The organism is Streptomyces sp. NBC_00989 (assembly GCF_045162655.1).
Lineage (GTDB): Bacteria > Actinomycetota > Actinomycetes > Streptomycetales > Streptomycetaceae > Streptomyces.
On sequence record NZ_CP108728.1, the window covers coordinates 2,395,356 to 2,421,216 of the forward strand.

The 25,861-nt window shown below is 70.9% G+C and carries 22 protein-coding genes and 1 pseudogene; 13 read left to right on the forward strand and 10 right to left on the reverse strand.

Annotation, left to right across the window (positions count from 1 at the left end; all coding sequences use genetic code 11):
* Positions 1-16: 16 nt before the first annotated feature.
* From tal to OG714_RS10420, 7 genes are all read left to right on the forward strand, one after another.
* The gene (gene tal / locus OG714_RS10390; protein ID WP_406120042.1) at positions 17-1,162 is read left to right on the forward strand and encodes a transaldolase; all 1,146 of its coding nucleotides are present in this window, start codon (positions 17-19) and stop codon (positions 1,160-1,162) included.
* Positions 1,159-2,784 (forward strand): glucose-6-phosphate dehydrogenase, encoded by a 1,626-nt coding sequence (gene zwf, locus OG714_RS10395; RefSeq protein ID WP_406120043.1) that lies wholly within the window; start codon positions 1,159-1,161, stop codon positions 2,782-2,784. The genes tal and zwf overlap by 4 nt, the downstream gene beginning before the upstream one ends.
* Complete coding sequence (opcA, locus tag OG714_RS10400; protein ID WP_406120044.1) at positions 2,781-3,716, forward strand: glucose-6-phosphate dehydrogenase assembly protein OpcA; 936 nt, start codon at positions 2,781-2,783, stop codon at positions 3,714-3,716. The genes zwf and opcA overlap by 4 nt, the downstream gene beginning before the upstream one ends.
* A complete protein-coding gene (gene pgi, locus OG714_RS10405) occupies positions 3,709-5,376 on the forward strand; it encodes a glucose-6-phosphate isomerase (RefSeq protein WP_406120045.1) in 1,668 nt (555 codons plus the stop codon). Before opcA ends, pgi begins: the two co-directional genes overlap by 8 nt.
* A gap of 1 nt (position 5,377) precedes the next feature.
* Positions 5,378-6,253 carry a phosphogluconate dehydrogenase (NAD(+)-dependent, decarboxylating) gene (gene gnd / locus OG714_RS10410; RefSeq protein ID WP_406120046.1) on the forward strand — a complete coding sequence of 292 codons (876 nt, stop codon included), beginning with the start codon at positions 5,378-5,380 and terminating at the stop codon, positions 6,251-6,253.
* Positions 6,254-6,260: 7 nt separating this feature from the next.
* Complete coding sequence (locus OG714_RS10415; RefSeq protein ID WP_406120047.1) at positions 6,261-6,848, forward strand: histidine phosphatase family protein; 588 nt, start codon at positions 6,261-6,263, stop codon at positions 6,846-6,848.
* 100 nt (positions 6,849-6,948) lie between these two features.
* Positions 6,949-8,412, forward strand: a complete 1,464-nt coding sequence (locus OG714_RS10420) for a membrane-associated oxidoreductase (RefSeq protein WP_406120048.1) — start codon at positions 6,949-6,951, stop codon at positions 8,410-8,412.
* On the opposite strand, the gene OG714_RS10425 is transcribed toward OG714_RS10420, so the two are convergent.
* The gene (locus tag OG714_RS10425; protein ID WP_406120049.1) at positions 8,399-10,198 is read right to left on the reverse strand and encodes a bifunctional sugar phosphate isomerase/epimerase/4-hydroxyphenylpyruvate dioxygenase family protein; all 1,800 of its coding nucleotides are present in this window, start codon (positions 10,196-10,198) and stop codon (positions 8,399-8,401) included. The genes OG714_RS10420 and OG714_RS10425 overlap by 14 nt on opposite strands.
* A gap of 32 nt (positions 10,199-10,230) precedes the next feature.
* Positions 10,231-11,118 carry a shikimate dehydrogenase gene (locus OG714_RS10430; RefSeq protein WP_406120050.1) on the reverse strand — a complete coding sequence of 296 codons (888 nt, stop codon included), beginning with the start codon at positions 11,116-11,118 and terminating at the stop codon, positions 10,231-10,233.
* Positions 11,119-11,286: 168 nt separating this feature from the next.
* Here OG714_RS10430 and OG714_RS10435 point away from each other — a divergent pair, with 168 nt between their 5' ends.
* Positions 11,287-11,952 carry a TetR/AcrR family transcriptional regulator gene (locus OG714_RS10435; protein WP_406120051.1) on the forward strand — a complete coding sequence of 222 codons (666 nt, stop codon included), beginning with the start codon at positions 11,287-11,289 and terminating at the stop codon, positions 11,950-11,952.
* Between the two features lie 238 nt (positions 11,953-12,190).
* On the forward strand, positions 12,191-13,531 hold the full coding sequence (locus OG714_RS10440; RefSeq protein ID WP_406120052.1) for an MFS transporter: 1,341 nt from the start codon (positions 12,191-12,193) through the stop codon (positions 13,529-13,531).
* A gap of 402 nt (positions 13,532-13,933) precedes the next feature.
* On the opposite strand, the gene OG714_RS10445 is transcribed toward OG714_RS10440, so the two are convergent.
* Complete coding sequence (locus OG714_RS10445; protein ID WP_406120053.1) at positions 13,934-14,383, reverse strand: PPOX class F420-dependent oxidoreductase; 450 nt, start codon at positions 14,381-14,383, stop codon at positions 13,934-13,936.
* 98 nt (positions 14,384-14,481) lie between these two features.
* On the opposite strand from OG714_RS10445, the gene OG714_RS10450 reads away from it, so the two are divergent.
* The 3 genes from OG714_RS10450 to OG714_RS10460 all read left to right on the forward strand — a co-directional run bounded on the left by OG714_RS10450 (position 14,482) and on the right by OG714_RS10460 (position 17,713).
* On the forward strand, positions 14,482-15,063 hold the full coding sequence (locus OG714_RS10450; RefSeq protein WP_406120054.1) for a TetR/AcrR family transcriptional regulator: 582 nt from the start codon (positions 14,482-14,484) through the stop codon (positions 15,061-15,063).
* Positions 15,060-16,418, forward strand: coding sequence for an MFS transporter (locus tag OG714_RS10455; protein WP_406120055.1), 1,359 nt, complete (start codon positions 15,060-15,062; stop codon positions 16,416-16,418). The genes OG714_RS10450 and OG714_RS10455 overlap by 4 nt, the downstream gene beginning before the upstream one ends.
* Before the next feature lie 65 nt (positions 16,419-16,483).
* Positions 16,484-17,713, forward strand: a complete 1,230-nt coding sequence (locus OG714_RS10460) for a serine hydrolase domain-containing protein (protein WP_406120056.1) — start codon at positions 16,484-16,486, stop codon at positions 17,711-17,713.
* Positions 17,714-17,750: 37 nt separating this feature from the next.
* Here OG714_RS10460 and OG714_RS10465 read toward each other — a convergent pair whose 3' ends face one another.
* The 5 genes from OG714_RS10465 to ribA are packed head-to-tail and all read right to left on the reverse strand — an operon-like array spanning position 17,751 to position 22,771.
* Entirely contained in the window at positions 17,751-18,905 is a 1,155-nt protein-coding gene (locus OG714_RS10465; protein ID WP_406120057.1) for a saccharopine dehydrogenase family protein, read from the reverse strand.
* On the reverse strand, positions 18,898-19,965 hold the full coding sequence (locus tag OG714_RS10470; protein ID WP_406120058.1) for a saccharopine dehydrogenase: 1,068 nt from the start codon (positions 19,963-19,965) through the stop codon (positions 18,898-18,900). Before OG714_RS10470 ends, OG714_RS10465 begins: the two co-directional genes overlap by 8 nt.
* Positions 19,962-21,107: an NAD(P)/FAD-dependent oxidoreductase gene (locus OG714_RS10475; protein ID WP_406120059.1), complete on the reverse strand. Its 1,146-nt coding sequence runs from the start codon at positions 21,105-21,107 to the stop codon at positions 19,962-19,964. Before OG714_RS10475 ends, OG714_RS10470 begins: the two co-directional genes overlap by 4 nt.
* Positions 21,104-22,075 carry an ornithine cyclodeaminase family protein gene (locus OG714_RS10480; RefSeq protein ID WP_406120060.1) on the reverse strand — a complete coding sequence of 324 codons (972 nt, stop codon included), beginning with the start codon at positions 22,073-22,075 and terminating at the stop codon, positions 21,104-21,106. The genes OG714_RS10475 and OG714_RS10480 overlap by 4 nt, the downstream gene beginning before the upstream one ends.
* A 33-nt stretch (positions 22,076-22,108) precedes the next feature.
* Positions 22,109-22,771 (reverse strand): GTP cyclohydrolase II, encoded by a 663-nt coding sequence (gene ribA / locus OG714_RS10485; RefSeq protein ID WP_406120061.1) that lies wholly within the window; start codon positions 22,769-22,771, stop codon positions 22,109-22,111.
* A 38-nt stretch (positions 22,772-22,809) separates the two neighbouring features.
* Between ribA and OG714_RS10490 the strand changes: the two genes are divergently transcribed.
* Positions 22,810-23,565, forward strand: coding sequence for a creatininase family protein (locus tag OG714_RS10490; protein ID WP_406120062.1), 756 nt, complete (start codon positions 22,810-22,812; stop codon positions 23,563-23,565).
* 140 nt (positions 23,566-23,705) lie between these two features.
* Here the strand turns inward: OG714_RS10490 and OG714_RS10495 are convergent.
* A pseudogene (locus OG714_RS10495) lies at positions 23,706-24,791 on the reverse strand (YbhN family protein); the annotation flags it as partial.
* Positions 24,788-25,744, reverse strand: a complete 957-nt coding sequence (locus OG714_RS10500; RefSeq protein WP_406131780.1) for a class I SAM-dependent methyltransferase — start codon at positions 25,742-25,744, stop codon at positions 24,788-24,790. The gene OG714_RS10500 and the pseudogene OG714_RS10495, both read right to left, overlap by 4 nt.
* Positions 25,745-25,861: the final 117 nt, after the last annotated feature.

The following is a 25,861-nucleotide window of genomic DNA, read 5'->3' on the forward strand; positions in this document are numbered from 1 at the left end:
GATCGCCAGAAAGAAGATGATCACAGTGACCGAAGTGACCGCCACCGCGGGAGCTCTCAAGCGCCTGTCCGACGAGGGCGTCTCCATCTGGCTGGACGACCTGTCGCGCAAGCGGATCGAGTCCGGCAACCTCGCCGAACTCGTCGACACCAGGAACGTCGTCGGTGTCACCACCAACCCCTCCATCTTCCAGGCCGCCATCGGCTCCGGCGAGGGTTACGAGGAGCAGCTCGCCGACCTGGCCGTGCGCAAGGTGACGGTCGAAGAGGCCGTACGGATGATGACCACCGCCGACGTCCGCGCCGCCGCCGACATCCTGCGCCCGGTCTACGACGCGACCGACGGCCGGGACGGCCGGGTCTCCATCGAGGTCGACCCGCGCCTCGCCCACAACACCAAGGCGACCATCGCCGAGGCCAAGCAGCTCTCCTGGCTGGTGGACCGTTCCAACGTGATGATCAAGATCCCGGCGACGAAGGCTGGTCTCCCGGCGATCACCGAGGTCATCGGCGAGGGCATCAGCGTCAACGTCACGCTGATCTTCTCCCTGGAGCGTTACCGCGAGGTCATGGACGCCTACCTGGCCGGCCTGGAGAAGGCACGCGCCGCGGGCATCGACCTGGCGACCATCCACTCCGTGGCCTCCTTCTTCGTCTCCCGCGTCGACTCCGAGATCGACAAGCGCCTCACCGCGATCGGCACGGACGAGGCTCTCGCCCTCAAGGGCAAGGCGGCGCTCGCCAACGCGCGGCTCGCCTACGAGGCGTACGAGGACGTCTTCTCCTCGGACCGTTGGACCGTTCTCGCGGGCTCGAAGGCCAACAAGCAGCGCCCCCTGTGGGCCTCGACCGGCGTGAAGGACCCGTCGTACAAGGACACCCTGTACGTCGACGAGCTGGTCGCGCCCGGCACGGTCAACACCATGCCGGAGGCGACGCTGAACGCCACCGCCGACCACGGTGACATCCACGGCGACACGGTGACCGGCGGCTACGCGCAGGCCCGCGCCGACCTGGACGCCGTAGAACGGCTCGGGATCTCGTACGACGTCGTCGTCAAGCAGTTGGAGGACGAGGGCGTCGCCAAGTTCGAGGTGGCCTGGCAGGACCTGCTGGACGCCGTCGCGAAGTCGCTGAGCGGCAAGGGGGTCGACGGGGAATGACCGAGGAACTTCCCGGAACGAAACCGGCCGAAGCAGCCGATGCTGCCGAAGCGGCGGTGCAGGCACTGACCGTCGAGGAACTCACCGACGCCCTGGCCGCCGACTGGGACAACCCGCTGCGTGACCCCCGCGACCGCCGGCTCCCCCGTATCGCGGGCCCGTCCGGGCTGGTCATCTTCGGGGTCACCGGAGACCTGTCCCGCAAGAAGCTGATGCCGGCCGTCTACGACCTGGCCAACCGCGGCATGCTGCCGCCGGGCTTCTCACTCGTCGGGTTCGCCCGGCGGGACTGGGAGGACCAGGACTTCGCGCAGGTGGTGCACGACTCGGTGCGCGAGCACTCCCGGACCGAGTTCCGCGAGGAGGTCTGGCAGCAGCTCGCCGAGGGCATGCGGTTCATCCCGGGCGACTTCGACGACGACACGGCGTTCAAGCAACTGCGCGCGGCCGTCGACGAGTTGGACACGTCCCGGGGTACCAGCGGTAACTACGCGTTCTATCTCTCCGTACCGCCGAAGTTCTTCCCGAAGGTCGTCCAGCAGCTGAAGAAGCACGGCCTGGCGACGGCCGCCGAGGGTTCCTGGCGGCGCGCGGTCATCGAGAAGCCGTTCGGGCGCGACCTGAAGAGCGCGCGCGAGCTGAACAAGATCGTGCACGAGGTGTTCGACCCGGACCAGGTGTTCCGCATCGACCACTACCTCGGCAAGGAGACCGTCCAGAACATCCTGGCGCTGCGCTTCGCCAACCAGATGTACGAGCCCATCTGGAACCGGTCCTACGTCGACCACATCCAGATCACGATGGCCGAGGACATCGGCATCGGCGGGCGCGCCGGCTACTACGACGGCATCGGTTCGGCCCGTGACGTCATCCAGAACCACCTGCTTCAGCTGATGGCGCTCACCGCCATGGAGGAGCCGATCGCCTTCGACGAGGAGGCGCTGCTCACCGAGAAGCTCAAGGTGCTGAAGTCGGTGCGGCTGCCCGAGAAGCTGGGCGAGCACACGGTGTTCGGGCAGTACGCGGAGGGCTGGCAGGGCGGCGAGAAGGTCGTCGGCTACCTCCAGGAGGACGGCATCGACCCGCAGTCGAAGACCGACACCTACGCGGCCGTCAAGCTGGAGGTGGACAACCGCCGCTGGGCGGGCATCCCCTTCTACCTGCGCACCGGCAAGCGGCTCGGGCGGCGCGTGACGGAGATCGCGGTGGTGTTCCAGCGCGCCCCGCACTCCCCCTTCGACTCCAGCGCCACCGAGGAGTTGGGCCAGAACGCGATCGTCATCCGCGTGCAGCCCGACGAGGGCATGACGGTCCGGTTCGGCTCCAAGGTGCCGGGCACCTCGATGGAGATCCGGGACGTGTCCATGGACTTCGCCTACGGCGAGTCGTTCACGGAGTCGAGCCCGGAGGCGTACGAGCGGCTCATCCTGGATGTGCTGCTCGGCGACGCCAACCTGTTCCCGCGCCACCAGGAAGTGGAAGAGTCCTGGAAGATCCTCGACCCGATCGAGGAGTACTGGGCGCAGAACGGCAAGCCCGCGCAGTACTCCTCGGGCAGTTGGGGTCCCGAGGAGGCGGACGAGATGCTCGCACGAGACGGACGGAGCTGGCGCAGGCCATGAAGATCGACCTGAGCGACACCACGGCAAGCAAGATCAACAAGGCGCTGGTGCAGGGTCGCCGCGACATCGGCACCCCTGCCGTGGGCATGGTCCTGACGATGGTCATCGTCACGGACGAGGAGAACGCCTACGACTCGATCAAGGCGGCCGAGGAGGCCTCGCACGAGCACCCCTCGCGCACCCTGGTCGTCATCAAGCGGCACGCCCGCACCCCGCGCGACCGCACCAACTCGCACCTCGACGCCGAGGTCCGGGTGGGCACCGACGCCGGCACCGGCGAGACGGTCGTGCTGCGGACCTACGGCGAGGTGTCCGACCACGCCGACTCCGTGGTGCTGCCGCTGCTGCTGCCGGACGCACCGGTCGTCGTGTGGTGGCCGGCGGAGGCTCCCGCGGTCCCGGCGAAGGACCCGCTGGGCGCCCTCGCGCAGCGCCGGATCACCGACCTGTACGCGGCGGCGAACCCCATCGAGGCCCTGGACTCCCGTGCCCGTGCCTACGCGCCCGGCGACACCGACCTCGCCTGGACCCGGCTGACCCCGTGGCGCTCGATGCTGGCGGCGGCCCTGGACCAGGCCAAGTCGAAGATCACCTCGGGTGCGGTGGAGAGCGAGGCCGACAACCCGGCCGCCGAGCTGCTGGCCCGCTGGCTGGAGGCACGCCTCAAGGTGAAGATCGACCGCGTGGTCACCGCGGGGCCGGTCATCACGGCCGTCCGCCTCGGCACCGGGGCCGGTGAGGTCGTCATCGACCGTCCCGAGGGCCCGCTGGCCACGCTGTCCCTGCCCGGGCAGCCGTCCCGCACCCTCGCGCTGAAGGTCCGCACGACCTCCGAACTGATCGCCGAGGAGCTGCGGCGCCTCGACGCCGACGAGATGTACGCCATCGCCCTCCGGGCCGAGGGCACCAAGGAGACCCCTTCTCATGTCTGACTCCCCCAAGCTCACCCGGCGACCGGAGTGGGCCGCGCTGGAGGACCACCGCGCGGGTCAACTGCACCCGCAGTTGCGTGAGTTGTTCGCGGCGGACCCGGGGCGCGCGGAGCGGTACGTGGTCACCGTCGGCGATCTGCGCATCGACTACTCCAAGCACCTGATCACGGACGAGACCCTCGCCCTGCTCCAGGAACTGGCCACCGCCACCGGCGTGTTCGACCTCCGCGATGCCATGTTCCGGGGCGAGAAGATCAACGTCACCGAGGACCGCGCGGTCCTGCACACCGCGCTGCGCGCCCCGCGTGACGCGGTGATCGAGGTCGACGGCGAGAACGTGGTGCCCCAAGTGCACGCCGTGCTCGACAAGATGGCCGGCTTCGCGAACCGCGTCCGCTCCGGCGAGTGGACCGGCCACACGGGCCGTCGTATCCGCAATGTCGTCAACATCGGCATCGGCGGCTCGGACCTGGGTCCGGCGATGGCCTACGAGGCGCTCCGCGCGTTCACCGACCGGTCGTTGACGGTGCGGTTCGTGTCGAACGTGGACGGCGCCGACCTGCACGAGGCGACCCGCGACCTGGACCCGGCGGAGACGCTGTTCATCGTCGCGTCGAAGACGTTCACCACGATCGAGACGATCACCAACGCGACGTCCGCCCGGACGTGGCTGCTTGAGGGTCTCGGTGGCGACGACAAGGCCGTGGCGAAGCACTTCGTGGCGCTGTCGACGAATGCCGGGAAGGTGTCGGACTTCGGCATCGACACGGACAACATGTTCGAGTTCTGGGACTGGGTCGGCGGACGCTACTCGTACGACTCGGCCATCGGACTGTCGCTGATGATCGCCATCGGCCCGGACCGTTTCCGCGAGATGCTCGACGGTTTCCACCTCGTCGACGAGCACTTCCGCACCGCGCCCGCCGAGGCCAACGCGCCGCTGCTCCTTGGGCTGTTGGGCGTCTGGTACGGCAACTTCTTCGACGCACAGTCGCACGCGGTACTGCCGTACTCGCACTATCTCTCCAAGTTCACCGCCTACTTGCAGCAGCTGGACATGGAGTCCAACGGCAAGTCGGTGGACCGGGACGGTAATCCGGTGGAGTGGCAGACCGGCCCGGTGGTGTGGGGTACGCCCGGCACGAACGGGCAGCACGCCTACTACCAACTCATCCACCAGGGCACGAAGTTGATCCCGGCGGACTTCATCGGCTTCGTGAACCCGGTCGCCGAGCTGAGCGAGGGGCTGAAGGCGCAGCACGACCTGCTGATGGCCAACTTCTTCGCCCAGACACAGGCGTTGGCGTTCGGCAAGACACCGGACGAGGTGCGCGCGGAGGGTGTGCCGGACGAGCTGGTGCCGCACAAGACGTTCAAGGGCAACCACCCCACGACCACGATCCTGGCCCGCGAACTGACCCCCTCGGTGCTCGGGCAGCTCATCGCGCTGTACGAGCACAAGGTGTTCGTCCAGGGCGCGGTCTGGAACATCGACTCCTTCGACCAGTGGGGCGTCGAACTGGGCAAGGTCCTCGCCAAGCGCGTCGAACCCGCCCTGAGCGAGGGCGCCGACGTGCCCGGTCTCGACTCCTCCACCGCCGCGCTCGTGGCCACCTACCGGACGCTCCGTAATTCCCAGGATTCTCAGGAAGTGAACTGACATGCAGCTCGGACTGATCGGCCTCGGCAAGATGGGCGGCAACATGCGCGAGCGCATCCGCCTCGCGGGCCACACCGTCATCGGCTACGACCGCAACCCCGAAGTGACCGACGTCGAGAGCCTCGCCGAACTGGTCGACAAGCTCGAAGCGCCGCGCACGGTATGGGTGATGGTCCCGGCCGGCGCCCCGACCCAGTCGGTCGTCGACGAGCTGGGCGAGCTGCTCCAGCCCGGCGACGTCATCGTGGACGGCGGCAACTCCCGCTGGACGGACGACGAGAAGCACGCCGAGGAGCTGGGTGCCAAGGGCATCGGCTTCGTCGACGCGGGCGTCTCCGGCGGCGTGTGGGGCCTCAAGAACGGCTACGCGCTGATGGTCGGCGGCGACGTCAAGAACATCGCGAAGGTGCAGCCGATCTTCGACGCGCTCAAGCCGGAGGGCGAGTTCGGCTTCGTGCACGCCGGCAAGGTCGGCGCCGGGCACTTCTCGAAGATGGTTCACAACGGCATCGAGTACGCCATGATGCAGGCGTACGCCGAGGGTTGGGAGCTGCTGGAGAAGGTCCACTCCGTCACGGACGTGCGGGAGGTGTTCCGCTCCTGGCAGGAGGGCACCGTCATCCGCTCGTGGCTGCTCGACCTGGCGGTCAACGCCCTTGACGGCGATGAGCACTTGGACAAGCTGCGCGGTTTCGCGGAGGACTCCGGCGAGGGCCGGTGGACTGTCGAGGCGGCCATCGACAACGCGGTGCCGCTGCCCGCGATCACGGCCTCCCTCTTCGCGCGGTTCGCGTCGCGGCAGGACGACTCGCCGCAGATGAAGATGATCGCGGCGCTGCGCAACCAGTTCGGCGGTCACGCCGTCGAGTCCAAGTAGGCGCGCCGTGGGGGATCTTCTGCTGGTCCGCCACGGCGAGACGGAGTGGAGCGTGTCGGGCCAGCACACCAGTTGGACCGACCTGCCCCTCACCCAGCACGGCGAGGAACAGGCCAAGTCCCTCGCTCCGCTCCTCTCGGACCGGACCTTCGCGCTCGCACTGACCAGCCCGCTCGACCGCGCGATACGCACCGCCGGACTCGCGGGCATCACCGGGGCCGTACCCGACCCCGACCTGCACGAGTGGGACTACGGCGCCTACGAGGGCGTCACCACCGTCGACATCCACCGCACCCGCCCCGACTGGTACTTGTGGACCGACGGGGTGCCGCCGGGCCCTGCCGGACACCCGGGTGAGTCTCCGGACGAGGTCGGCGCCCGTGCCGACCGGGTGCTGAAGCGGGTGGACACCGCGCTGGTGGACGGTGACGTGGTCCTCGTGGCCCACGCCCACTTCCTGCGTGTCCTCACGGCCCGCCGACTGGGCCTGCCGACGGCGGACGGCCGCCTGTTCCAACTGGCCACCGGCACGGTCAGCCGCCTCTCCACCGAGCACGACCGCCCGGTGATCGCGGAGTGGAACACCCGCCCGTAACAGCGGCACAACTCCCTGGCCCGGACCGCGCGTTGACGCGCGGCCCGGGCCGTTGTCGTCCCCTGTGCCGACGGCCTCGGCGCGGCTAGAGTCCCGCTTGATGGAGATCAACGATCTGACACCGGCCGAGGAACAGGTGTGGCGGGCCTTCCCGTTGGGCGAGTCCGTGGACTTCCGTACGGCGCGGGACGAGGACATCGGCCTCGGCGACAGCTGGGGGCCCGAACGGACCGTGCGCGCCGAGGTGTTGCGGGCATTGCTGCTCAACGGACCGCAGGAAGCGGGTGAGATAGCGTCCCTGAGCCTGGCGGGCGCCCGGATCAGTGGCAGGCTCGATCTCCAGTACGCGACGATCGACCACCCGGTCCGGCTGCGGTACTGCCACTTCGACGAGGCCCTCCGCTGCCACGCGGCCCGGCTGCGTGAGCTCAACCTCGGCGACTCCGTGCTGCCCGGGCTGACCGCCCACGCGATGCGGGTCGACGGCGTCCTGCGGCTGACCCGGGCCCGGTTCCGCGGAGTGGTGCGGCTCGCCGGGGCGAAGATCGCCGGGAGCCTGTACATGGAGAGCGCGGAGATCATCGCTCCGGACGCGGAGGAGCCGGTGCTCCAGCTCAACCAGGCGGCCGTAGGCGACGATCTCCGGGCGACCGGACTGCGGACGCGTGGTCAGATACGGCTCAGCGGCGCGAGTGTCGCCGGGTCGGTCAACCTCAACACGGCGCACCTCTCCAACCCGGGAGACTCCGCCGTCGACGCCGAGATCCTCACCGTGGAGGGCAACGTCCTCGTCCGGGAGGCCCGCGTGGACGGCTGGGTGGGCCTGCGCGGAGCCCGGATCGCGGGCCGGCTGGACCTGTCGTACTCGACCCTGTCGAACCCCGGCGGTCCCGTACTGCTGGCGAGCAGCACCACCATGGGGGAACTCTGGCTGCGCGCGAGCCCGCCCATGCAGGGGGGACTCGTGCTGCGCAGCGCCCAGATCGACGTCCTGCTGCTGGAGCCGGAGGTCCTGCCGGCGCAGGTCTTCCTCACCAGCCTCACCTACACCTCGCTCATCCCGCACGAGCCCGCCGACCGCCGGCTGACCATGCTGGAGCGCGACGGCGACGGCTATGTCCCGCACGCCTACGAGGAGTTGGCCGCCGCGTATCGCCGCGTCGGCGACGACTACGCGGCTCGCAACGTCCAACTGGCCAAGCAGCGCCGCCTGCGCGGCACCCTCCGCTGGTACTACCGGATCTGGGGCTACGCCCAGGACACCACCGTCGGCTACGGCTTCCGCCCGCTGCGCGCCTGCACCTGGCTGCTGTCGCTGCTGGCGATCGGCTCCATCGCCTACGGCCTGCACCAGCCCCCCGCCCTCAAGCCGTCCGAGGCCCCGCACTTCAACCCGGTGTTCTACACGCTCGACCTGCTGCTGCCGGTGATCTCCTTCGGCCAGGAGGAGGCGTTCGCGCCGGTCGGCGGGTACCAGTACCTCGCCTACGCCCTGATCATCACCGGCTGGATCCTGGCCACGACGGTCGTCACCGGTGTGACCAGGACCGTCAGCCGCCAGTGAGCCGCTTCGCCGTGTGCTGGGCGGCCAGCCGCACCGGCGCGTTCCGGGCGCCGTAACCGCGGTGGCCCGGCTCGCGCTGGACCAGCTCGAAGAAGACCCGCCCGACGGTCCGGGTGTAGCAGTGCCGGAACTCGCCGCCCGCGTCCCGGTCGTAGAGGATGCCGAGGTCCTCGTACGTCTCCAACTCGCCCTCGGTGAAGTCGAATCGGGCCGCGAGGTCGTCGTAGTAGTTCGCGGGCATCCGCAGCAGTTGCCCGCCGGACTCGCGGAAACGGCGGGCCGCGGTGACCACGTCCTCGGTGGCGAGGGCGATGTGCTGGGCGTGGGCGCCGTCCTCGCTCGGGGCCGCGCCGACGCTCAGGGCGATACGGACGCTGCCGTCGGGGGTGGTCACGGCGCGGCTGCGCAGCAGGCCGTAGGGGTCGGCGACGTCGACGCTCTCCTGTGCGTGGAGGCCGAGGACGCTGCGGTGGAAGAGAGTCGCCTCGTCGAAGTGGTGCCAGGGCTGGGTGAGGGCGAGGTGGTCGATGCGCTGGACGCCTGTCCCTGCGGGCAGTTGGCCGGTGGTGTCGGTGAAGTCGGCCCGCCAGCCCGGGAGTTCGGGGGTGGTGCGGGCGCAGAAGAAGAGTTCCGTGCCGTCCGGTGCGGCCACGGCGTCGAGTTGGGCGTCACCGGGTGCGCGGCGGCGGGGCAGGACCGGCGCGAGGAGGGCCTCGGCGCGGCGGGCGGCGCCCTCCGGGTCGGGTGATTCGAGGCCGATCGCCGCGAGGGCGGTGCCGTCCCGTCGCAGGGCGGGGCCGGTGTTGACCAGGATGCGGGCCTCGCCCTGCTGCCAGAGGTCCACCGGTTTGCCGTGGTGGCGGGCCGTGCGGGCGAAGCCGAGGGCGCCGAGCAGGGCCGAGACGGGTTCCGCGTCGGGCGTGACGAGTTCGGCGAAGGCTATGCCCGTGGGGATCACCGGGGCGGGCAGAGCGGCCACGCCGACCGTCTCCTGAAGGACCAGCAGGGAGCGTTGGGCGTCGACCGCCGTGGGGCCCGCTTCCGCTTGCCGGAACACGTCGTTGAAGATCTCCAGCGAGAGCGGGCCGTCGTAACCCGCGCTCAGGACGTGCCGCAGGAGTCCGGCGACGTCGAAGCCGCCCTGGCCGGGGAAGCAGCGGTAGTGGCGGCTCCACTGGAGGACGTCCATCGCGAGGAGCGGGGCGTCGGCGAGCTGGAGGAAGAAGATCTTCTCGCCGGGGATGTCTTCGATGCCCTTGGGGTCGGAGCCGCGGGACAGGATGTGGAAGCTGTCGAGGCAGGTGCCGAGTGCCGGGTGGCCGGCCGCCTCGACGATGCGCCAGGCGTGGTCGTACGTGCTGACGTGCCGTCCCCAGGCGAGCGCCTCGTAGGCGACGCGGACGCCGAACTCCTGCGCCAGGTCGGCCAGTTGGCTGAGCTGGGCGGCGGCGAGCGCGTCGTCGTCCTCGGCGAGGGGGGAGACGCTGGAGCAGACGAGGACGGTGTCGGTGCCGAGCCTGCGCATGAGCTCGAACTTGTGCCGGGCGCGGCGCAGGTTGCGGGCGAACTCGGCCTCGGGCACCGCTTCGATGTCCCGCATCGGCTGGTAGAGGTCGATGGTCAGGCCGAGGTCGGCGCACCGGGCGCGGATCTCCTCGGGCGTCAACGGGCTGGCGAGAAGGTCGTTCTCGAAGATCTCGACGCCGTCGAAGCCGGCCCGGGAGGCGGCGGTGAGTTTCTCGGTGAGGGAACCGCTGAGGGAGACGGTGGCGATGGACGTGCGCATCGGGGTACCTCTCAATTTCGCTGCGGGCACGGCTATTTGGGCGCGGGCACGGCACCGGCCAACTCGGCGATGTCCGCGAGCATGCGGGTGCTGTCGGGTTCCCGGCCGGTGAACAGGCGGAACGCGTCCGCCGCCTGGAAGACGGCCATACCGCCGCCGTCGAGGGTGGCGCAGCCCAACGCGCGGGCGGTGTTCAGCAGTTGGGTCTCCAGCGGGCGGTAGACCACTTCGGCGACCCACAGCGCGGAGTGCAACAGGCTTGGAGGGAAGGGCAGTCCGGGGTGGGCGGCCATCCCGGTGGGCGTGGCGTGGACGAGGCCGTCGGCGGCTGCGAGCAGGCCGGGCAGCCGGTCGGGGGCGGCGCCGACGGCACGGCCCGGGCCGAAGTGGCGGTTCAGGGAGTCGGCGAGGGCGGTGGACCGTTCCGGCAGCGCGTCGACGACGGTGACGCGCTCGGCGCCGAGGGTGAGCGTGGCGTGCGCGACGGCCGCGCCCGCGCCGCCCGCGCCGAGCTGGACGACACGTTCCATGGGCGCGTCGGGCAGTCCGCGCGCGAAGGAGGCGGCGAAGCCGGTGACGTCCGTGTTGTGGCCGATCGCGCGGCCGTCCGCCGCGAAGACGACGGTGTTGACCGCGCCGAGCGCCTCGGCCTGCGGGGCGAGCCCGTCGAGGTGCTCGATGACGAGCTGCTTGCAGGGGTGGGTGATGTTGAGCCCGTCGAAGCCCAGGTCGCGGGCGGCCCGCACGAGATCGCCGACCGCTTCCGGGCCGACGCCGAGCACGTCGATGTCGATGAGCCGGTACAGATAGCGCAGCCCCTGCCGGTCGGCCTCGCGTTCGTGCAGGGCCGGGCTGAGGGAGGGCCCGATGCCGGCACCGATCAGCCCGACGAGATACGAGTCCTTGAAGACGTCGGCCACGGTGGCCCTCCTGAGCGGCTCACTTATGTACGAACTAGTACGTTAGCTATATCAGCATCGCGCGGCCCCGGGAAGCCCCCGGCCGGCAACCGGCCCACCCGCCACCGGCCCCGCCTTCTACAATCGGCCGCACACCGCGCCCGCGCCCGAAGGAAGCCAAGGAACCCGATGACCAGCGTCGAAGAACCGGCACGACCGAACGGGCGCATCCGTGACGCCGCCCGCACCAAGGCCGAGATCCTCGACGTGGCCACCCACGAGTTCGCCCGGGCCGGCTACGACGGCGCCCGCGTCGACGAGATCGCCGCCCGCACCCGCACCACCAAGCGGATGATCTACTACTACTTCGGCGGCAAGGAACAGCTCTTCACGGCCGTCCTGGAACGGTCCTACGGCGTGATCCGCGAGGCCGAACGCGGCCTGGACGTCGAGCACCTGGACCCGGTCGCGGCCATCCGCCGGCTCGCGGAGCTAACCTTCGACCACCACGAGCAGCACCCGGACTTCATCCGCCTGGTGTCCATCGAGAACATCCACGGCGCCGAGCACATCGCCGCCTCCGAGAAGCTCGGGAAGATCGGCTCGCCCGCCCTCGACGTGATCCGCCGCATCCTGGAGGCGGGGCAGAAGTCCGGCCTGTTCACCGCCGACGTGGACGCCGTCGACCTGCACGCGATGATCAGTTCCTTCTGCTTCTTCCGGGTCGCCAACCGGCACACCTTCGGCGCCCTGTTCGGCCGCGACCTGGTGGCGCCGGAGCAGCGCGAGCACTACCGGACGATGCTGGGCGACATGGTGATCGCCTATCTGACGGCGGAGCGGGCGACGGACTGAGCGGCGAGATCCTTCGGTACGGCCTCTTGACACCCGGGAAACGTGAGCGCAACATCCGTAGCCAACCGCTACTAACTACCCAGTGGGTTAATTAGCCGGGCAGCACCGCGGCATCCTGCGCAGCCGTCCCGTCATCCCCGCCGTCCCGTCATCCCGCCGTCCCGTCACCCCAGGGATCCGGCATCTCTCCCCCGCCGCTCACTCCACCTACGGTGGAGTTCCCCCGAAGGAGCAAGCCGTGTCCGTCCCCGCCAAAGCCGTCGGGCAACCGAAAAAGGCCGCGACCGCCGCCTGGATCGGCAGCGCCCTGGAGTACTACGACTTCTTCATCTACGGCAGTGCCGCCGCGCTGATCTTCCCGAAGGTCTTCTTCGACGACTCGGACCCGGCGACGGCGACCCTGCTCTCCCTCGCCACCTTCGGTGTCGCCTACGCGGCCCGGCCGGTCGGCGCGCTGTTCCTCGGGCACTTCGGCGACCGGGTCGGCCGCAAGAAGATCATGATCTTCACGCTGCTGCTGATGGGCCTGTCGACGTTCCTCATCGGCTGCCTGCCCACGCGGGGCCAAGTCGGCACGCTCGCCCCGGTGTTGCTCGTTCTGTGCCGGGTCCTCCAGGGCATCTCGGCGGCGGGCGAGCAGGCGAGTGCCAGTTCCATGACACTGGAGCACGCGCCGGCGGACCGGCGCGGCTTCTTCACCAGTTTCACGCTGGGCGGCACCCAGGGCGGCCAGCTGATCGCCACGCTCGTGTTCCTCGCCGTCGCTCAACTCCCGGACAAACAGCTGCTGTCATGGGGTTGGCGCGTCCCGTTCTGGGCGAGCGTGCTGGTCGCGGTCGCGGGCTACTTCATCCGCCGCAACCTCCAGGAGACCCCGGCCTTCGCCGAGCAGGCGGCGACCGAGGGCGTCGTGAAACTGCCGCTGGTGGTACTGCTGCGCGAGCACTGGGCGGACGTCCTGCGAGTGATCGCGGGCGCGCTCATCGCCTCCGTCTCGACGATCTTCACGGTGTGGGCGCTGGCCTACGCGACCAGCGACGCCGTCGGCATGTCCCGCTCGTCGATGCTGTGGGTGGGCGCGCTGGCCAACCTCGTCGCGCTCGCCGCGATCCCCCTGTGGGCCACGCTCTCCGACCGCATCGGCCGCCGCCCGGTGTACCTGATCGGCGCGGTCGGCAGCGCGATCACGATGTTCCTCTACCTGTGGGCGATCTCGACGGGCTCCTACGCCCTCATCCTGATCCTCGGTATCGTCACCTTCGGCGTCGTCTACAGCGCCGCGAACGGCGTGTGGCCCTCCTTCTACGGCGAGATGTTCCCGACCCGGGTCCGGCTGTCCGGCATGGCGATCGGCACCCAGATAGGTTTCGCCGTGGCCGGGTTCGCGGTCACGTTCGCCGCGCAGATCGCGGGTCCTGACGGCACGGACTGGTCCTCCGTGGCCCTGTTCACGGCGGCCCTGTGCGTCCCGCCGGTCATCGCCGCGCTCTCGGCCCGCGAGACCCACACGGTCCCGACGGAACTGCTCGGCACCCGCTCGCCCCGCGAGGCGTCCGAGCCGGAGACGGTGACGGCCTGACCGTCATCACCCGCCAAGTACCGCACCCCCGGGCCTCGTTGCCCGGGGGTTTCGGTTTCGGGGCCGTCTGGACCGGTCCAAGCTTTCCCTGTACGCGGGCACCCCGTTGACAGATGACGTTTCGCGCAAGAACATCGGCCGGAACGAGCAGAAAAGAACAGCGCCGCTACCGCCGAGGGAGGGGTCCCCGCGTGCCCCGGCCGATTTCAGGGGCGGCCGGTGCACGCGGGCCGGGGGCCGACTGTCGTTGCCCGCCCCACCGGCCGTCCCGGGGCCGACGGCCCCGGACACCGCACCGATGGCGCCCGTGGACAGCCGATCCATCGCCTCGTGCGCACCCCCGTCGTCCGCTCCCCGCACAGCGGATCAACCTTGGTGCCGGTGAAGGCTGGTGACGATGCGTCACCCTTCGTCGGCACGCTTCGCAATGCCGTACGCCCGCTCCACCCGCAACCGCAGCACCAGCCGCCGGTCCCGCACCATCGCCGCCCGGTAGTCGTCCCAGTCCGGATGCTCGCCGAGGACGTCGCGGTAGAGCCGGATGAGCTCCTCGACCGTGTCGTCGTGCGGGTCGGCGGCGACCGGGGTGAGGTCGGCGGTGCCCTCGGCGACCGTGAAGGCCCACCGGTCGGAGCTGGTCACGTGGTAGGAGGCGCGGGGGTCCCGGCGCAGGTTGCGGGTCTTGGCGCGGTCGTCGGTGATCGACACACGGATGATCCGCTCGTCGGGGTAGTAGGCGTGGCTGACGTTCGACAGCTGGGGCCGGCCGTCCTTCTTGAGGGTGACCAGTACCCCGCCGTGGCCCTCGGAGAGCAGCCGGAGGAGTGCGTCCTGCGTCGCGTCGTGAGTCATGCGTTCATCAACCGTGTGAAGCAGGTCACGCATTCCCCGACCCGGGAGCCGACGGGTAGACACTGTCTACCAATCGCTGGTAGACAGTGTCTATGAGCATGAACGAACCGGAAGCCGGACTACGAGGCCGCCTGGTCGACGTCGGTGTGGAGCTGGTGGCCCAGGAGGGTGCGCAGGCGTTGACGCTGCGCGAGATCGCCCGGCGGGCCGGCGTCTCGCACGGCGCGCCCCGCCGCTACTTCCCCACCCATGTGGAGCTGCTGTCCGCGATCGCCCGCCGGGGCTTCGCCCAGCTCGCGGACCGGGCGACGGCCGCGTCCGGCGACGGTACGGCGCCCCCGCGCGCCCAACTGGAGACACTGGGCCGGGTCTATCTGGAGTTCGCGCTCGACAACCCCGGCATGTACGAGTTGATGTTCCGTCACGACCTGCTGGAGAGCGGTCACTTGGGGCTGCGGGACACCAGCCTGCCGCTGTTCGGCGTCCTGGTGGACCTGGTCGGCCGGGCCCGCCCCGACGGGGACGCCCGCCTGGTCGCGGGCGCGTTGTGGGCGAACCTGCACGGCGTCGCCCAGCTCTGGCGCTGGGGCAGCCTCCAACTCGCCACCGGCGCCGACGACTTCACACCCCTGCTGCGGTCGGCCCTCGACGCGCACCTCGGTCCGGAGACCACCCGATGACGGTCCGACGAAGGCTCGTGCTGGCGAGCAGTGCGGCGGGTGCGGCGATCGTCGCGCTGGACGGGACCGTGCTGACCGTCGTACAGCCGACCCTGCAACGGGAGTTGGGGGCGTCGCTCGCGCAGGTCCAGTGGACGAGCACCGCGTATCTGGTCGCCGTGGCGAGCCTGTTGGTGTCGGCCGGGCGGATCGGGGACCGGTACGGGCATCAGCGGGTGTTCGGGCTCGGCATGCTCGGCTTCGGTCTCGCCTCGGCCGGGATCGGGCTGGCGCCCGGGGTGGGGTGGGTGATCGGACTCCGGGTCGTCCAGGGGGTGTTCGGGGCGCTGCTCCAGCCGGCCACGCTCGGCATGCTCCGTGCCGCGTTCCCGCCCGACCGGCTCGGCATGCCCATCGCCGTACGCACGAGTGTGATCGGAATCGCGGCCGCCGCCGGGCCGTTGGTGGGCGGGGCGTTGGTGGGCGCGGTGGGCTGGCGGGCCGTGTTCTTCCTCAACGTCGTGCCCTCGCTCGTGTTCGGCGTGCTCGCGCTGACCGTTCGGGGCCCGCAGCGCACAGGAGCAGCCACCGTCCGGTTCGATCTACCCGGCGCCCTGCTCCTCGCACTCTCCCTCGCCTCTCTCATCCAGGCGCTGGTGGACCTCCCCGGTTCGGCCGCCGGGCTGGCCGTGTCGGCGCTGGCAGGCCTCGCCTTCGTACGCCATGAACGCCGTACCGCACATCCGCTGCTGCCGCCGGACGTCGTCGGGTCGGCGGCGATCCGCGGGGCGCTCGGGATGCTGCTCGCGGCGTCGGCCGCCTTCTCCGGGACGCTGTTCGTCGTCACCTATTTCCTGCAGGACACGATGGGACTTGGCCCGTTCCAAAGCGCCCTCCGAGGGCTGCCGTTGGCCGCCGCGATGGTGCTCGCGGCACCCGTGACCGCCGTGGTGCTGCGCCGGGTCGGGGCCCGTTCCACGGCCGGCGTGGCGATGGTGGTCGTAGCCCTGGCTGTTCTCGTGCTGTCGCGGGCGTCGGGCACGATCACGGTATGTGCGGGATTCGCCCTGCTCGGGGCCGGGTTTGGAACGGTCATGGTGGCGGCGACCCAAGTGGTCGTGCGGGAGGCCGCCGTGGAGTCGGCCGGGGTGGCGGGCGGGCTCAAGCAGACCGCGGCGAACGTGGGTCCGACGCTGGGGGTCGCGGCCGGAAGCGCACTGATGGCCGGAAGTGGCCGGGAGCCGGCGCTCGGAATCCTCGCCGCGGTGGCCCTGACCGGCGCTCTCGCCTGTCTCGTACTGCCCGGGCGGACAGTCGCGTCGCTCACACATCCCCCCGTTACAGGAGACCGCGCAGGTGTTCCTGCGCGACGATGAGTTCCGAGGTGTCCGGGGCCGGGTATGCGGGACCCCACCTCGTGAACGCAATTCGGAGGAGAGCCATGGCACAGCTGCGACAAGAGGTCGACCCGGACGAGGTCGGACTGGATCACAAGGCGCTGGACCGCCTGGACCAGCACTTCGCCCACTACGTCGACGTGGAGCGCCTGCCGGGCTTCCTGGTGTCCGTGGCCCGCGGCGGTCGCGTCGCCCACCTCACCGCCCACGGGCACCGCGATGTCGCGGCGCAACTCCCTGTGACGCCGGACACGTTGTACCGGATCTACTCCATGACCAAACCGGTCACCGCGGTCGCCGCGCTGATCCTGATGGAGGAGGGCAAGCTCTCCCTGGACGACCCGGTCGGCCGTCACCTTCCGGCCTTCGCCGACATGCGGGTCTACGACAGCGGCTCCGGCGCCGACGTCAGGACCCGGCCGGTGGAGCAGCCGATGCTGATCCGCCACCTGATGACCCACACCTCGGGCCTGACCTTCGCCTTCTACCACTCGCACCCGGTCGACGCCCTGTACCGGGAGGCGCACTTGGAGTCGTCCGTGCCGCCCGGCGCGAACCTCGCCGAGACGATCGACATCTACGCGAGCCTGCCGCTCCAGTTCGAGCCGGGCACCCAGTGGAACTACTCCGTCGCCTCCAACGTCCTGGGCCGCGTCATCGAGGTGGTGTCCGGGCAGCGGCTCGACGAGTTCTTCGCCGAGCGCATCTTCCAGCCGCTCGGCATGCCGGACGCCGGCTTCCAGGTCCCGGACGAAAAGGCGGGCAGGCTCTCCGAGTTGTACGGCGACGCCGACGGCGGCGGTATCGAGCCGATCGCCGGGCTGCCGCTGCGGGGCGGCCGGCCGCGGTTCCTGTCGGGCAGCGGCGGGATGGCGGCGAGCCCCTACGACGTGCACCGGTTCGCGGAGTTCCTGCGGTGCCGGGGCGAACTCGACGGCACCCGGCTGCTCGCGCCCGAGACGGTCGACCTCATGGCCAGCAACCACCTCCCCGGCGGCGCCGACATGCGCGCCTTCGGCAGCCCCGCGCATCAGGAACCCGGCAACGACGGCATGGGCTTCGGCCTCAGCGTCTCCGTCGTCATCGACCCCGAGCGCACCCAATCCCCCATGGGACTGGGCGCGTTCGGGTGGAGCGGCGCCGCGACGACGACGTTCTGGGTCGACCCGAGCCGCGACCTGACCGTGCAGTTCATGACCCAGCTGCGGCCGAAGTCGTCCTTGAAGATCATCCCGGAGTTGAAGCAGCTGGTGCACGAGGCGGTCACGGGCTGAGCCGCGACCGCCGGCTCACTGATCCACCACTGGTTCGCTACTGATCCACCCGCAAGGTGAACTCAAGCCCCTCCCCCGCCAGTTCACTCAGCCACTCCCGTGACCGTTCCGCCGTCTCCGCCGCCCGGTTCAAGCCGGACGGCAGGTCGTCGGACAGGATGTGGCGGACGGCGAGGGAGAGCGGGCGCGAGACACAGCGGGCCATCGCGCTCTCCTCCTCGTCACCGACCAGGTCGAGGAGGTAGCTGCCGGACCAGGTCCCGCCCGTGTCGCCCCGGACGTCCAGGGACACCGCGAGGACGACCCGGTCGTGGTCGGCGTCCGTGGTGGGGTAGGTCGCCGCCAACTCCCGTGCCAGCGCGGCGATCCGGGTGTCGTCGCCCGCCTTCAGTTCCTCGAACACCGCGTCCCAGGCCCGCAGCCAGCCGTCGAGACGCAGGGTGCCGCGCACGAAGGTCCGCGGCGTCCAGCCCGCCGGGAGTCCGTACTGCTCGATGAACGGCACGCTGTCCCGGTTCGGATAGACCTCGAAGGTCTCGCCCTCGACGACATGCGGCCGGGTCACCTCCCAGGGCCGGTCGGCCGTGGTCTCCTCGCCGTCCTCCAGGTACCGCGCCGGTGAGCGCAGCGCGCCCAGCACTCCGGCCGGCGCCCAACTGAACCGGTACCGGAAGTCGTTGGACACCGCGGGGACACCGCCGCAGTACGAGGTGAGGCTGTACGAGGCCGCCGCGTCGTCGCCGATCGCCTCCCGGGCGCGGGCGACCAGGCTGTGCGCGAAGAGATGGTCGATGCCGGGGTCGAGACCGGCCTCGGTGAGGACGACGATGCCCGCCTTCTCGGCCGCCGGTACGTGTTCCAGGACGGCGTCCGACACATAGCTGGAGCAGGCGAAGTGCGCCTGCCGCCGCACGCAGACGGCGAGCAGCGCCGTGTGTTCGGGCGCGGGGAGCATGGAGACGACGACGTCTCCGGGCGCCAACTCGGCCGTGAGCGCGGCGAGGTCGAACGCTCGCGGTTCGGCGCGCCCCGTCAGACCCAGGTGGTCCAGAGCCTGCGCCGCGCGCTCCTCGGTGCGGTGCCACAGCCGTACCCGCTCGGCACTGTCGCACAGCAGGGCGAGCCCGCTGCCCGTGGACAGTCCGGCGCCGATCCAGTGGACGGTGCCGCTCGCGCGCACCACGTCAGACATGGCCCAACTCCCCTTCCCCTGCGGCGATTCCGAGTTCACGGGACTTCGTGCGGAAGAGGTCCAGACAGCGGCCCCACGCCTTGCCCGTCCCGAAGTCCAGGAGTTGGGGCAGCAGCGCCGCCGAGAAGTCGGTGCTCGACTCCCTCGGCAGCAGGGACGGCAGGTTGTCGATGGCGATGAGGTCGAGCAGGGGACGCTCGTGCAACTGCCGTACCGGGTCGTCCCATTCGGTCGTGCGGTCGTAGACCGGCAGGACGTTGAGGGGTGAGCCCACGTCGCAGGTGACGTCGGAGACGGTGCGGAGGCGGCGGGTCGGGTCGTCGAGGTCCTCCTCGCGGAGGAAGGGCGGGACGGGGGTCGTCGCCAGGACGCAGTTGACCAGCACGTCGTGGGCCAACAGGGCGGGCCGGTCCAGGTTCTGGGTCTCGGGCAGGTCCCAACAGGACGGTTCGATCCCGGCCGTGGAGAACGCGACCCGCGCTCCGCGTCCGCTGCGGCCAAGGGCGCCGATCACCAGCGCGCTGAACTCCGCGTCCCCGGCGGCGGGTTGGAGCGTCTTGTCCAGCTCCTCCTTCGAGGTGGGCGTCAGCGGTGCGACCAGTCGGCCCCGGTGCTGGAGGACGGCCAGGGCCGCGCCCAAGTAACCCGCCCAGAAACCGAACGCCGCCAGTCGGCGGCCGTCGTCGTCCACCAGGTACTCGAGGTCGAGGAGTGCTCCTCCCCCGGCCGCGAACCTGCCCAGCAGGTCGCTCGCTCCTGGCTGGCCCTTGTAGGCGTGGCCGAAGAAGATATGACGGTGGGTCAACTGCGCCGGCTCGTCCGGGAGTTCCTTGAGGCCGAGGATCACCGTGTCCCGCGGCGCCGACGTCCAGGAGTCCGCGGGTGCCACACGGGCGCCGACCGCCTCGTACTCCTCGATGGGGAAGATCCGTTGCGGGGACTCCTCGACCGTGAGGGTCACGCCGTTCTCGACGAGCCGGCGGGCGTCGGAGGGGACGACCGGGGTGCGGCGTTCGGTCGTTCGGGGCTCGTGGCGCAGCCACAGATGGAGCTCGGTCATACCAGGTTGACCTCCGGACGCGGGGCGTCGGCCGCGAATCGGCCGGCGCTCAGGGGGCTGACGTCCACGAAGGGTACGTGGCCGAGGTACAGGTCGCGGACGACCTCGCCGACGGCCGGTCCCTGGAGGAAACCGTGGCCGGAGAAGCCGGTGGCGTAGAGGAAGCGGGAGACCGAAGTCGCCTCGCCGATCAGGGCGTTGTGGTCCGGCGTGTTCTCGTACAGGCCCGCCCAGCCGCCGGTGCGGCGCAGCTCCAGGAGGTCGGGGGCGCGCCGGCGCATGGCGTCGGCGAGGCGGGGGATCCAGCGGTCGTGGGTGTCGGTGGCGAAGCCGGGACGCTCGTCGGGGTCGGACATGCCGACGAGGAGGCCGGGGCCCTCGGCGTGGAAGTAGAGGCTGGTGCTGAAGTCGATCGTCATGGGGAGGTCCGGCGGCAGTCCCGGCACCGGTTCCGTGACCGCGATCTGGCGGCGCAGCGGCTGCACCGGGAGGTCCACGCCCGCCATCGCGCCGATCCCCTTGGACCAGGCGCCGGCCGCGCAGATCACCGTGTAGGTGTCGATGCGGCCGAGGGTCGTCACCACGGCGGTGATGTTCTCGCCGTGCGTCTCGATGCCGGTGACGTCGGTGTGGCGCAGGATCGTCGCGCCGTGCGCCCGGGCGGCGGAGGCGTAGCCGTGGACGACGGCCTCGGGGGTGCAGTGGCCGTCGTCGGGCGAGTAGGCGGCGGCGATGAGGCCTTCGGTGCTGATCAGCGGGGAGAGGCGGCGGGCCTCGGCGGGGTCGATGATGCGGCTGGGCACGTCGAGGGAGTTCTGCAGCCGGACACCCGTCTCGAAGGACGCGACGTCCTCGGGCGTGGAGAGGAGGAACAGGTAGCCGACGCGATGTAACCCGATGTCGTGGCCGGTGTCCTCCTCGAAGCGCTCGAAGGCCTCCAGACTGCGGGCGCCCAGCTGCACGTTGAGTCCGTCGGAGAACTGGGCCCGTACTCCGCCGGCCGCCTTCGAGGTGGACCCGGCGGCGAGTTCGTCCCGTTCGACCAGGACCACGTCTCTGACGCCGGCGCGGGCCAGGTGGTAGGCGATGCTGGTGCCGATGACCCCGCCGCCGATGACGACGACCTCTGCCTGACGCTTCACGGGCGCTCCTTCTTGGCCGCGTCGATGACGGCCCAGGCCGCGGCCGCGTCCTGGATGCCGAGTCCGACGCTGTTGTAGTGGACGATGTCCTCGGGTCGGGTGCGGGCGCTGCGGCGGCCGGTGAGGACGGCGCCGAGCGGGATCAGGTCGTCGGGGGTGAGCAGGCCGGCGCGCAGGGCGTCGACGATCGGTCCGGCGTGCTCGGCGGCCGTCTCCGGGTCGTCGACGACGACGGCCGCGGATCGCCGTAGGACCTCCTGGTCGACCTCGCTGCGGGTCGGTTCGAAGGAGCCCACGCTGACGACCGTGCAGCCGGGCGCGAGCCAGGTGCCGTGCACCACGGGGGTGGTGCTGAGCGTGCAGGCGGCGACCACGGACGCGCCGGACACGGCTTCCTTCGCGGTGTCCACCGCCTCGACGGGGAAGGGCAGTTGGGCCGTCAGCGTCTGTGCGGCCCGTGCGCGCCGCCGGGGGTTCGGGCTCCACAGGCGTACGGATGTCAGGTCCCGGACCCGGGCGATCGCGCGGACGTGGGCGAGGGCCTGGGTGCCGGAGCCTAGGACGCCGAGGTGGGCGGCATCGGGGACGGCCAGGGCATCCACTGCGACGGCGCTGCCCGCGGCCGTGCGCAGGGTCGTCACGGCCGTGCCGTCCATGACCGCGACCAGTTGTCCGGTGGACCGGTCCAGGGCGCTGATCACCGCGTGGATCGTGGGCAGTCCGGCGCGGGCGTTGGCGGGGTTGACGCTGCCGAACTTCGCCACCGCCCCGGTGTCCGCCGAGAGCCGGGAGACGTAGGCGAAGACAACGCTGTCGTCGAAGCGGCTCGGGTACATGATCTTGCCGGGCAGGTCGGCCTCGCCGTCACCGAGCGCGGTGAAGGCCGCGCGCTGCGAGGCGATGGCCGTGTCGGCGTCGAGCAGGTCCGTGACCCGGTCGCCGGAGAGGAAGAGGATGTCGTCGGTCATTCCCTCTTCCTGTCCGGACTCCGCTCACCGGAATCAGGACCAGTGCGCCACCGCGTCCAGATGGGGCAGGTGGTGGTCCAGACGCTCCCGCTTGGTGCGGAGGTAGGTGATGTTGTTCTCGCACGGCGGGATCAACAGGGGTACCTCCTCGGAGACTTTGATGCCGTGTTCCAGCAACGCCTCGCGTTTGCGCGGGTTGTTGGAGAGCAGGCGGACGCTCGCCACCCCGAGGTCGTGCAGGATCTCGGCGGCGACGCCGTAGTCGCGGGCGTCGACCGGCAGGCCGAGGGCGAGGTTCGCCTCGACGGTGTCGAGTCCCTCCGCCTGCAGGGCCATCGCGCGCAACTTGGCGAGCAGGCCTATGCCGCGGCCCTCGTGCCCTCTCAAGTAGACGACTATGCCCCGGCCTTCGGCGACGACGGCCCGCATCGCGGCGTCCAGCTGGTCGCCGCACTCGCAGTGCTGGGAGCCGAAGGCATCACCCGTCAGGCACTCCGAGTGGAGTCGGGTGAGTACGTCGTCCGTGCCGATGTCACCGTAGACCAGGGCCACTTGCTCGTCACCGCGGTCGTGGTCCAGGTAGCCGACCGCCTGGAATTTGCCGTACACGGTGGGCAAGGGAGCATTCACGACGCGTTCCGCGCCCCTGGGCTGCGCGGACTTCTGCTTGCCGAGTACGCCAATGTTTTCTGTCATGATCTGGTTCCTAAGCAGAGACGAAAGGCCGTGAAAAAATGAATGGTTCGGACTCACGGACGGCGGCATACGGACTGGTGCCGGCGGACACCACGGAGGACGTGCGGTCTAGGGGGGCAGAAGTATCAACACAGGTCGCCGTCCTTCCGGTCGGCAGTTTCGAGCAGCACGGCCCGTATCTTCCGCTGGCGACCGACACGCTGGTCGCCTGTGCCGTGGCCCGGGAGATCGCCGCGGCGTACCCGGTGCATCTCCTGCCGCCGGTGACGATCGCCTGCTCGCACGAGCACGCGGCCTGGCCGGGGACCGTCAGCATCTCTTCCGTGACCCTTCATGCGGTGGTGCGGGACATCGCTGACTCGCTCCGCCGCTCGGGGGTCGAGACCCTGGTGGTGGTCAACGGCCACGGCGGAAACTACGTGCTGGGCAACGTCGTTCAGGAGTCCTCCGCGCGCGGTGAGCGGATGGCGCTGTTCCCCGCCGCCGAGGACTGGGAGACCGCGCTGGAGCGGGCCGGGGTGCTGACCTCGTTGCTCACCGATATGCATGCGGGGGAAATCGAGACCTCCATTCTTCTGCACGCTCATCCCGAATTGATCCGTCCCGGATATGAGACCTCCGATTTCGTCGCCGACGACCGTCGCCATCTCCTGACGCTCGGTATGTCCGGCTATACCGAGTCGGGTGTCATCGGACGCCCGTCCCTCGGCTCGGCGGAAAAGGGGAAGACACTGCTGGCGAGCCTCGCCGATTCCTTCGGCGCGTATTTCTCGATGCTGACCGCCGAGGCCTGAGCGGGCACCGGGTCCGGTACGGCGGTGCCGGGCCCGGCGGTGCGCAGGCCGGTGTACCAGCGGGCGACCAGGACCAGCAGGCCGGGCAGGGCGGCGACGAAGCTGAGCACGCCGTAGATCACGGAGACGGCCAGGCCGCTGGTCGCGCCGAGGCCGGCGGCGCCGAAGGCCCAGGCGGTGACGCCCTCGCGGGGGCCCCAGCCGCCGACGTTGAGCGGCAGTCCCATGGCGACCAGCGCGAGGATCGCGATCGGCAGCAGCTGGGCGACGGTGGCGGCGGAGCCGGCGGCCCGGGCGGCGACCACGAACATCGCGAGGTGGCCGGCGAGGATGACGAGCGAGGAGAAGGTGACGCCGGGCCAGTTGGCGCGGGAGAACAGTCCGGCGCGCGCCTCGTCGAGGGTGGCGCGCAGGGCGCGGCCGCGGCGGGTGGCGGTGGGCGGACGGTTCATCCGTACGGCGGCCACGACCGCGAGCGCGCCGACGGCGGCGAGCAGCACGAGCGGGGCGATGCTGCGGACGTCGCCCATCACCGGGGAGTCCAGGCCCAGCAGGACGGCCACGCCTACGACGGCCAGCGCGATCTGGCCCGCGACGCGTTCGAGGACGACGGCACGTACGGCGCGGCCCATGTCGCCGGCGCTCTGTCCGTGGCGGACCGCGCGGTGCACGTCGCCGAGGATGCCGCCGGGCAGGGCCGCGTTGAGGAACAGGGCACGGTAGTAGTCGGCGACGGCCGGGCCGAGCGGCAGCTTGATGCGCAGGCCGCGTGCCACCAGGGCCCAGCGCCAGGCGCTGAACACCGTGGTGACCACGCCGATGGCGAGCCCGATCAGCAGGGTCGGGGCGTCGATGCGGCGCAGGCCGTCGAGGAAGACGCCGGTGCCCAGGCGCCAGAGCAGGACGCCGAGGATGGCGGCGCCGGCGACGGTGCCGAAGTGGGTGCGTACCGCGCGGGAGTTCACCCTGTTCAGGATCGCGCGCAGGACGCGGCGGGCGCCGGAGGCGCGGTCGGCGGTGGGGCGCGGCGCGGAGACGATCACCCCGATACGGTCGCCGGAGACGGCCGAACTGTGCAGCGGCGGGGTGTGCTTGGGACGGCTCACCACTTCCACCGCGGTCTCGGTACGCAGGGCGAGGGCGACCGGTGTGGACCGGTCCACGCGCACCCGGCGCGTCTTGGTGGCCGCCCGCGGTACGACCGTCCTCATCGTCTCGACGCTCATGACGTGCCCCCCGTCGGCCGGGCCAGCGCCAGCAGGTCGCTGTGGTGGACGAGCACGCTCAACTCCCCTGCCGCGCAAGCCGCGAGGCGCCGTTCCAGATACTGGTCGGCCCGCTCCTTCAGCTCGGGGCGTTCCTCGACGGCCGCGCCGATCCACCCGCGCAGCCACTCGGCGGTGAGCGCGGCCTCGTCCGGGCCGAGCCGCCAGGCGCTCGGGTGGACGCGGACGGTCGCGCCGTGCGCGGCGAAGGCCTCGCAGGTGACGGTGACGGCGTCCGGGCCGAGGAGGCCGTCGCGCCGCTGGTGGGCGTTGAACGCGTCGGCGATCTCGGCGTCCATCGGGTCGGCCGGGGTGAGTTCGACCCGGCCCGCCACCGACAGGGTGAGCAGCGCCGGGCAGCCGGCGCCGACACAGGCGGCCACTAGAGCGTCGACCTCCTCGCGGGTGAGGACGTCGAGGAGTGCGGAGGCCGTCACCAGCGAGGCGCCGGCCAGCGCGTCCGGGGTCAGCCGGGCCACGTCGCCGCGCCGGGTCTCGACCGTGACGCGGCTGCCGTCGGCGGCGGCACGCGGGGAGGCGACGGCGGCGAAGTGCAGGAGGTAGGGGTCGCGGTCGTGCAGGATCCAGTGCTGGGCGCCGTCGAGGCGGGGCGCGAGCCACCGTCCCATCGAGCCGGTGCCGCAGCCCAGGTCGTGGATGACGACCCCGGAGCGTCCGGGCAGGTTGGCGAGCCGGATGCGCAGCGGGTCGAGCAGTTCGGGCGCCCGCGCTACGGCGTCGGCGCCCTCCCGCAGCTCCAGCCACTCGGGCGCGTACCGCGGCGGATCGTCGGGTCCGACGTCCCGCAGCCGTACGGTGGCCCGCTCGCCGGGGCGGGTGGCGGGCCCGGCGCCGGGGATCACGGAACCTGGGCCTGTCTGCTCGCCGGCGTCCGCTTGGACCGTTCCCGCCATGATGTCCTCCGGCCTCGGCTGTCCAGCCGTCAGGTCCTTCGCGTCGGGCTGTACCGGGGCGACCAGCATGCCCAGCGGTACGCCTCTGGGCCCCGGCTGCGCCGGGATCCGTCCAGC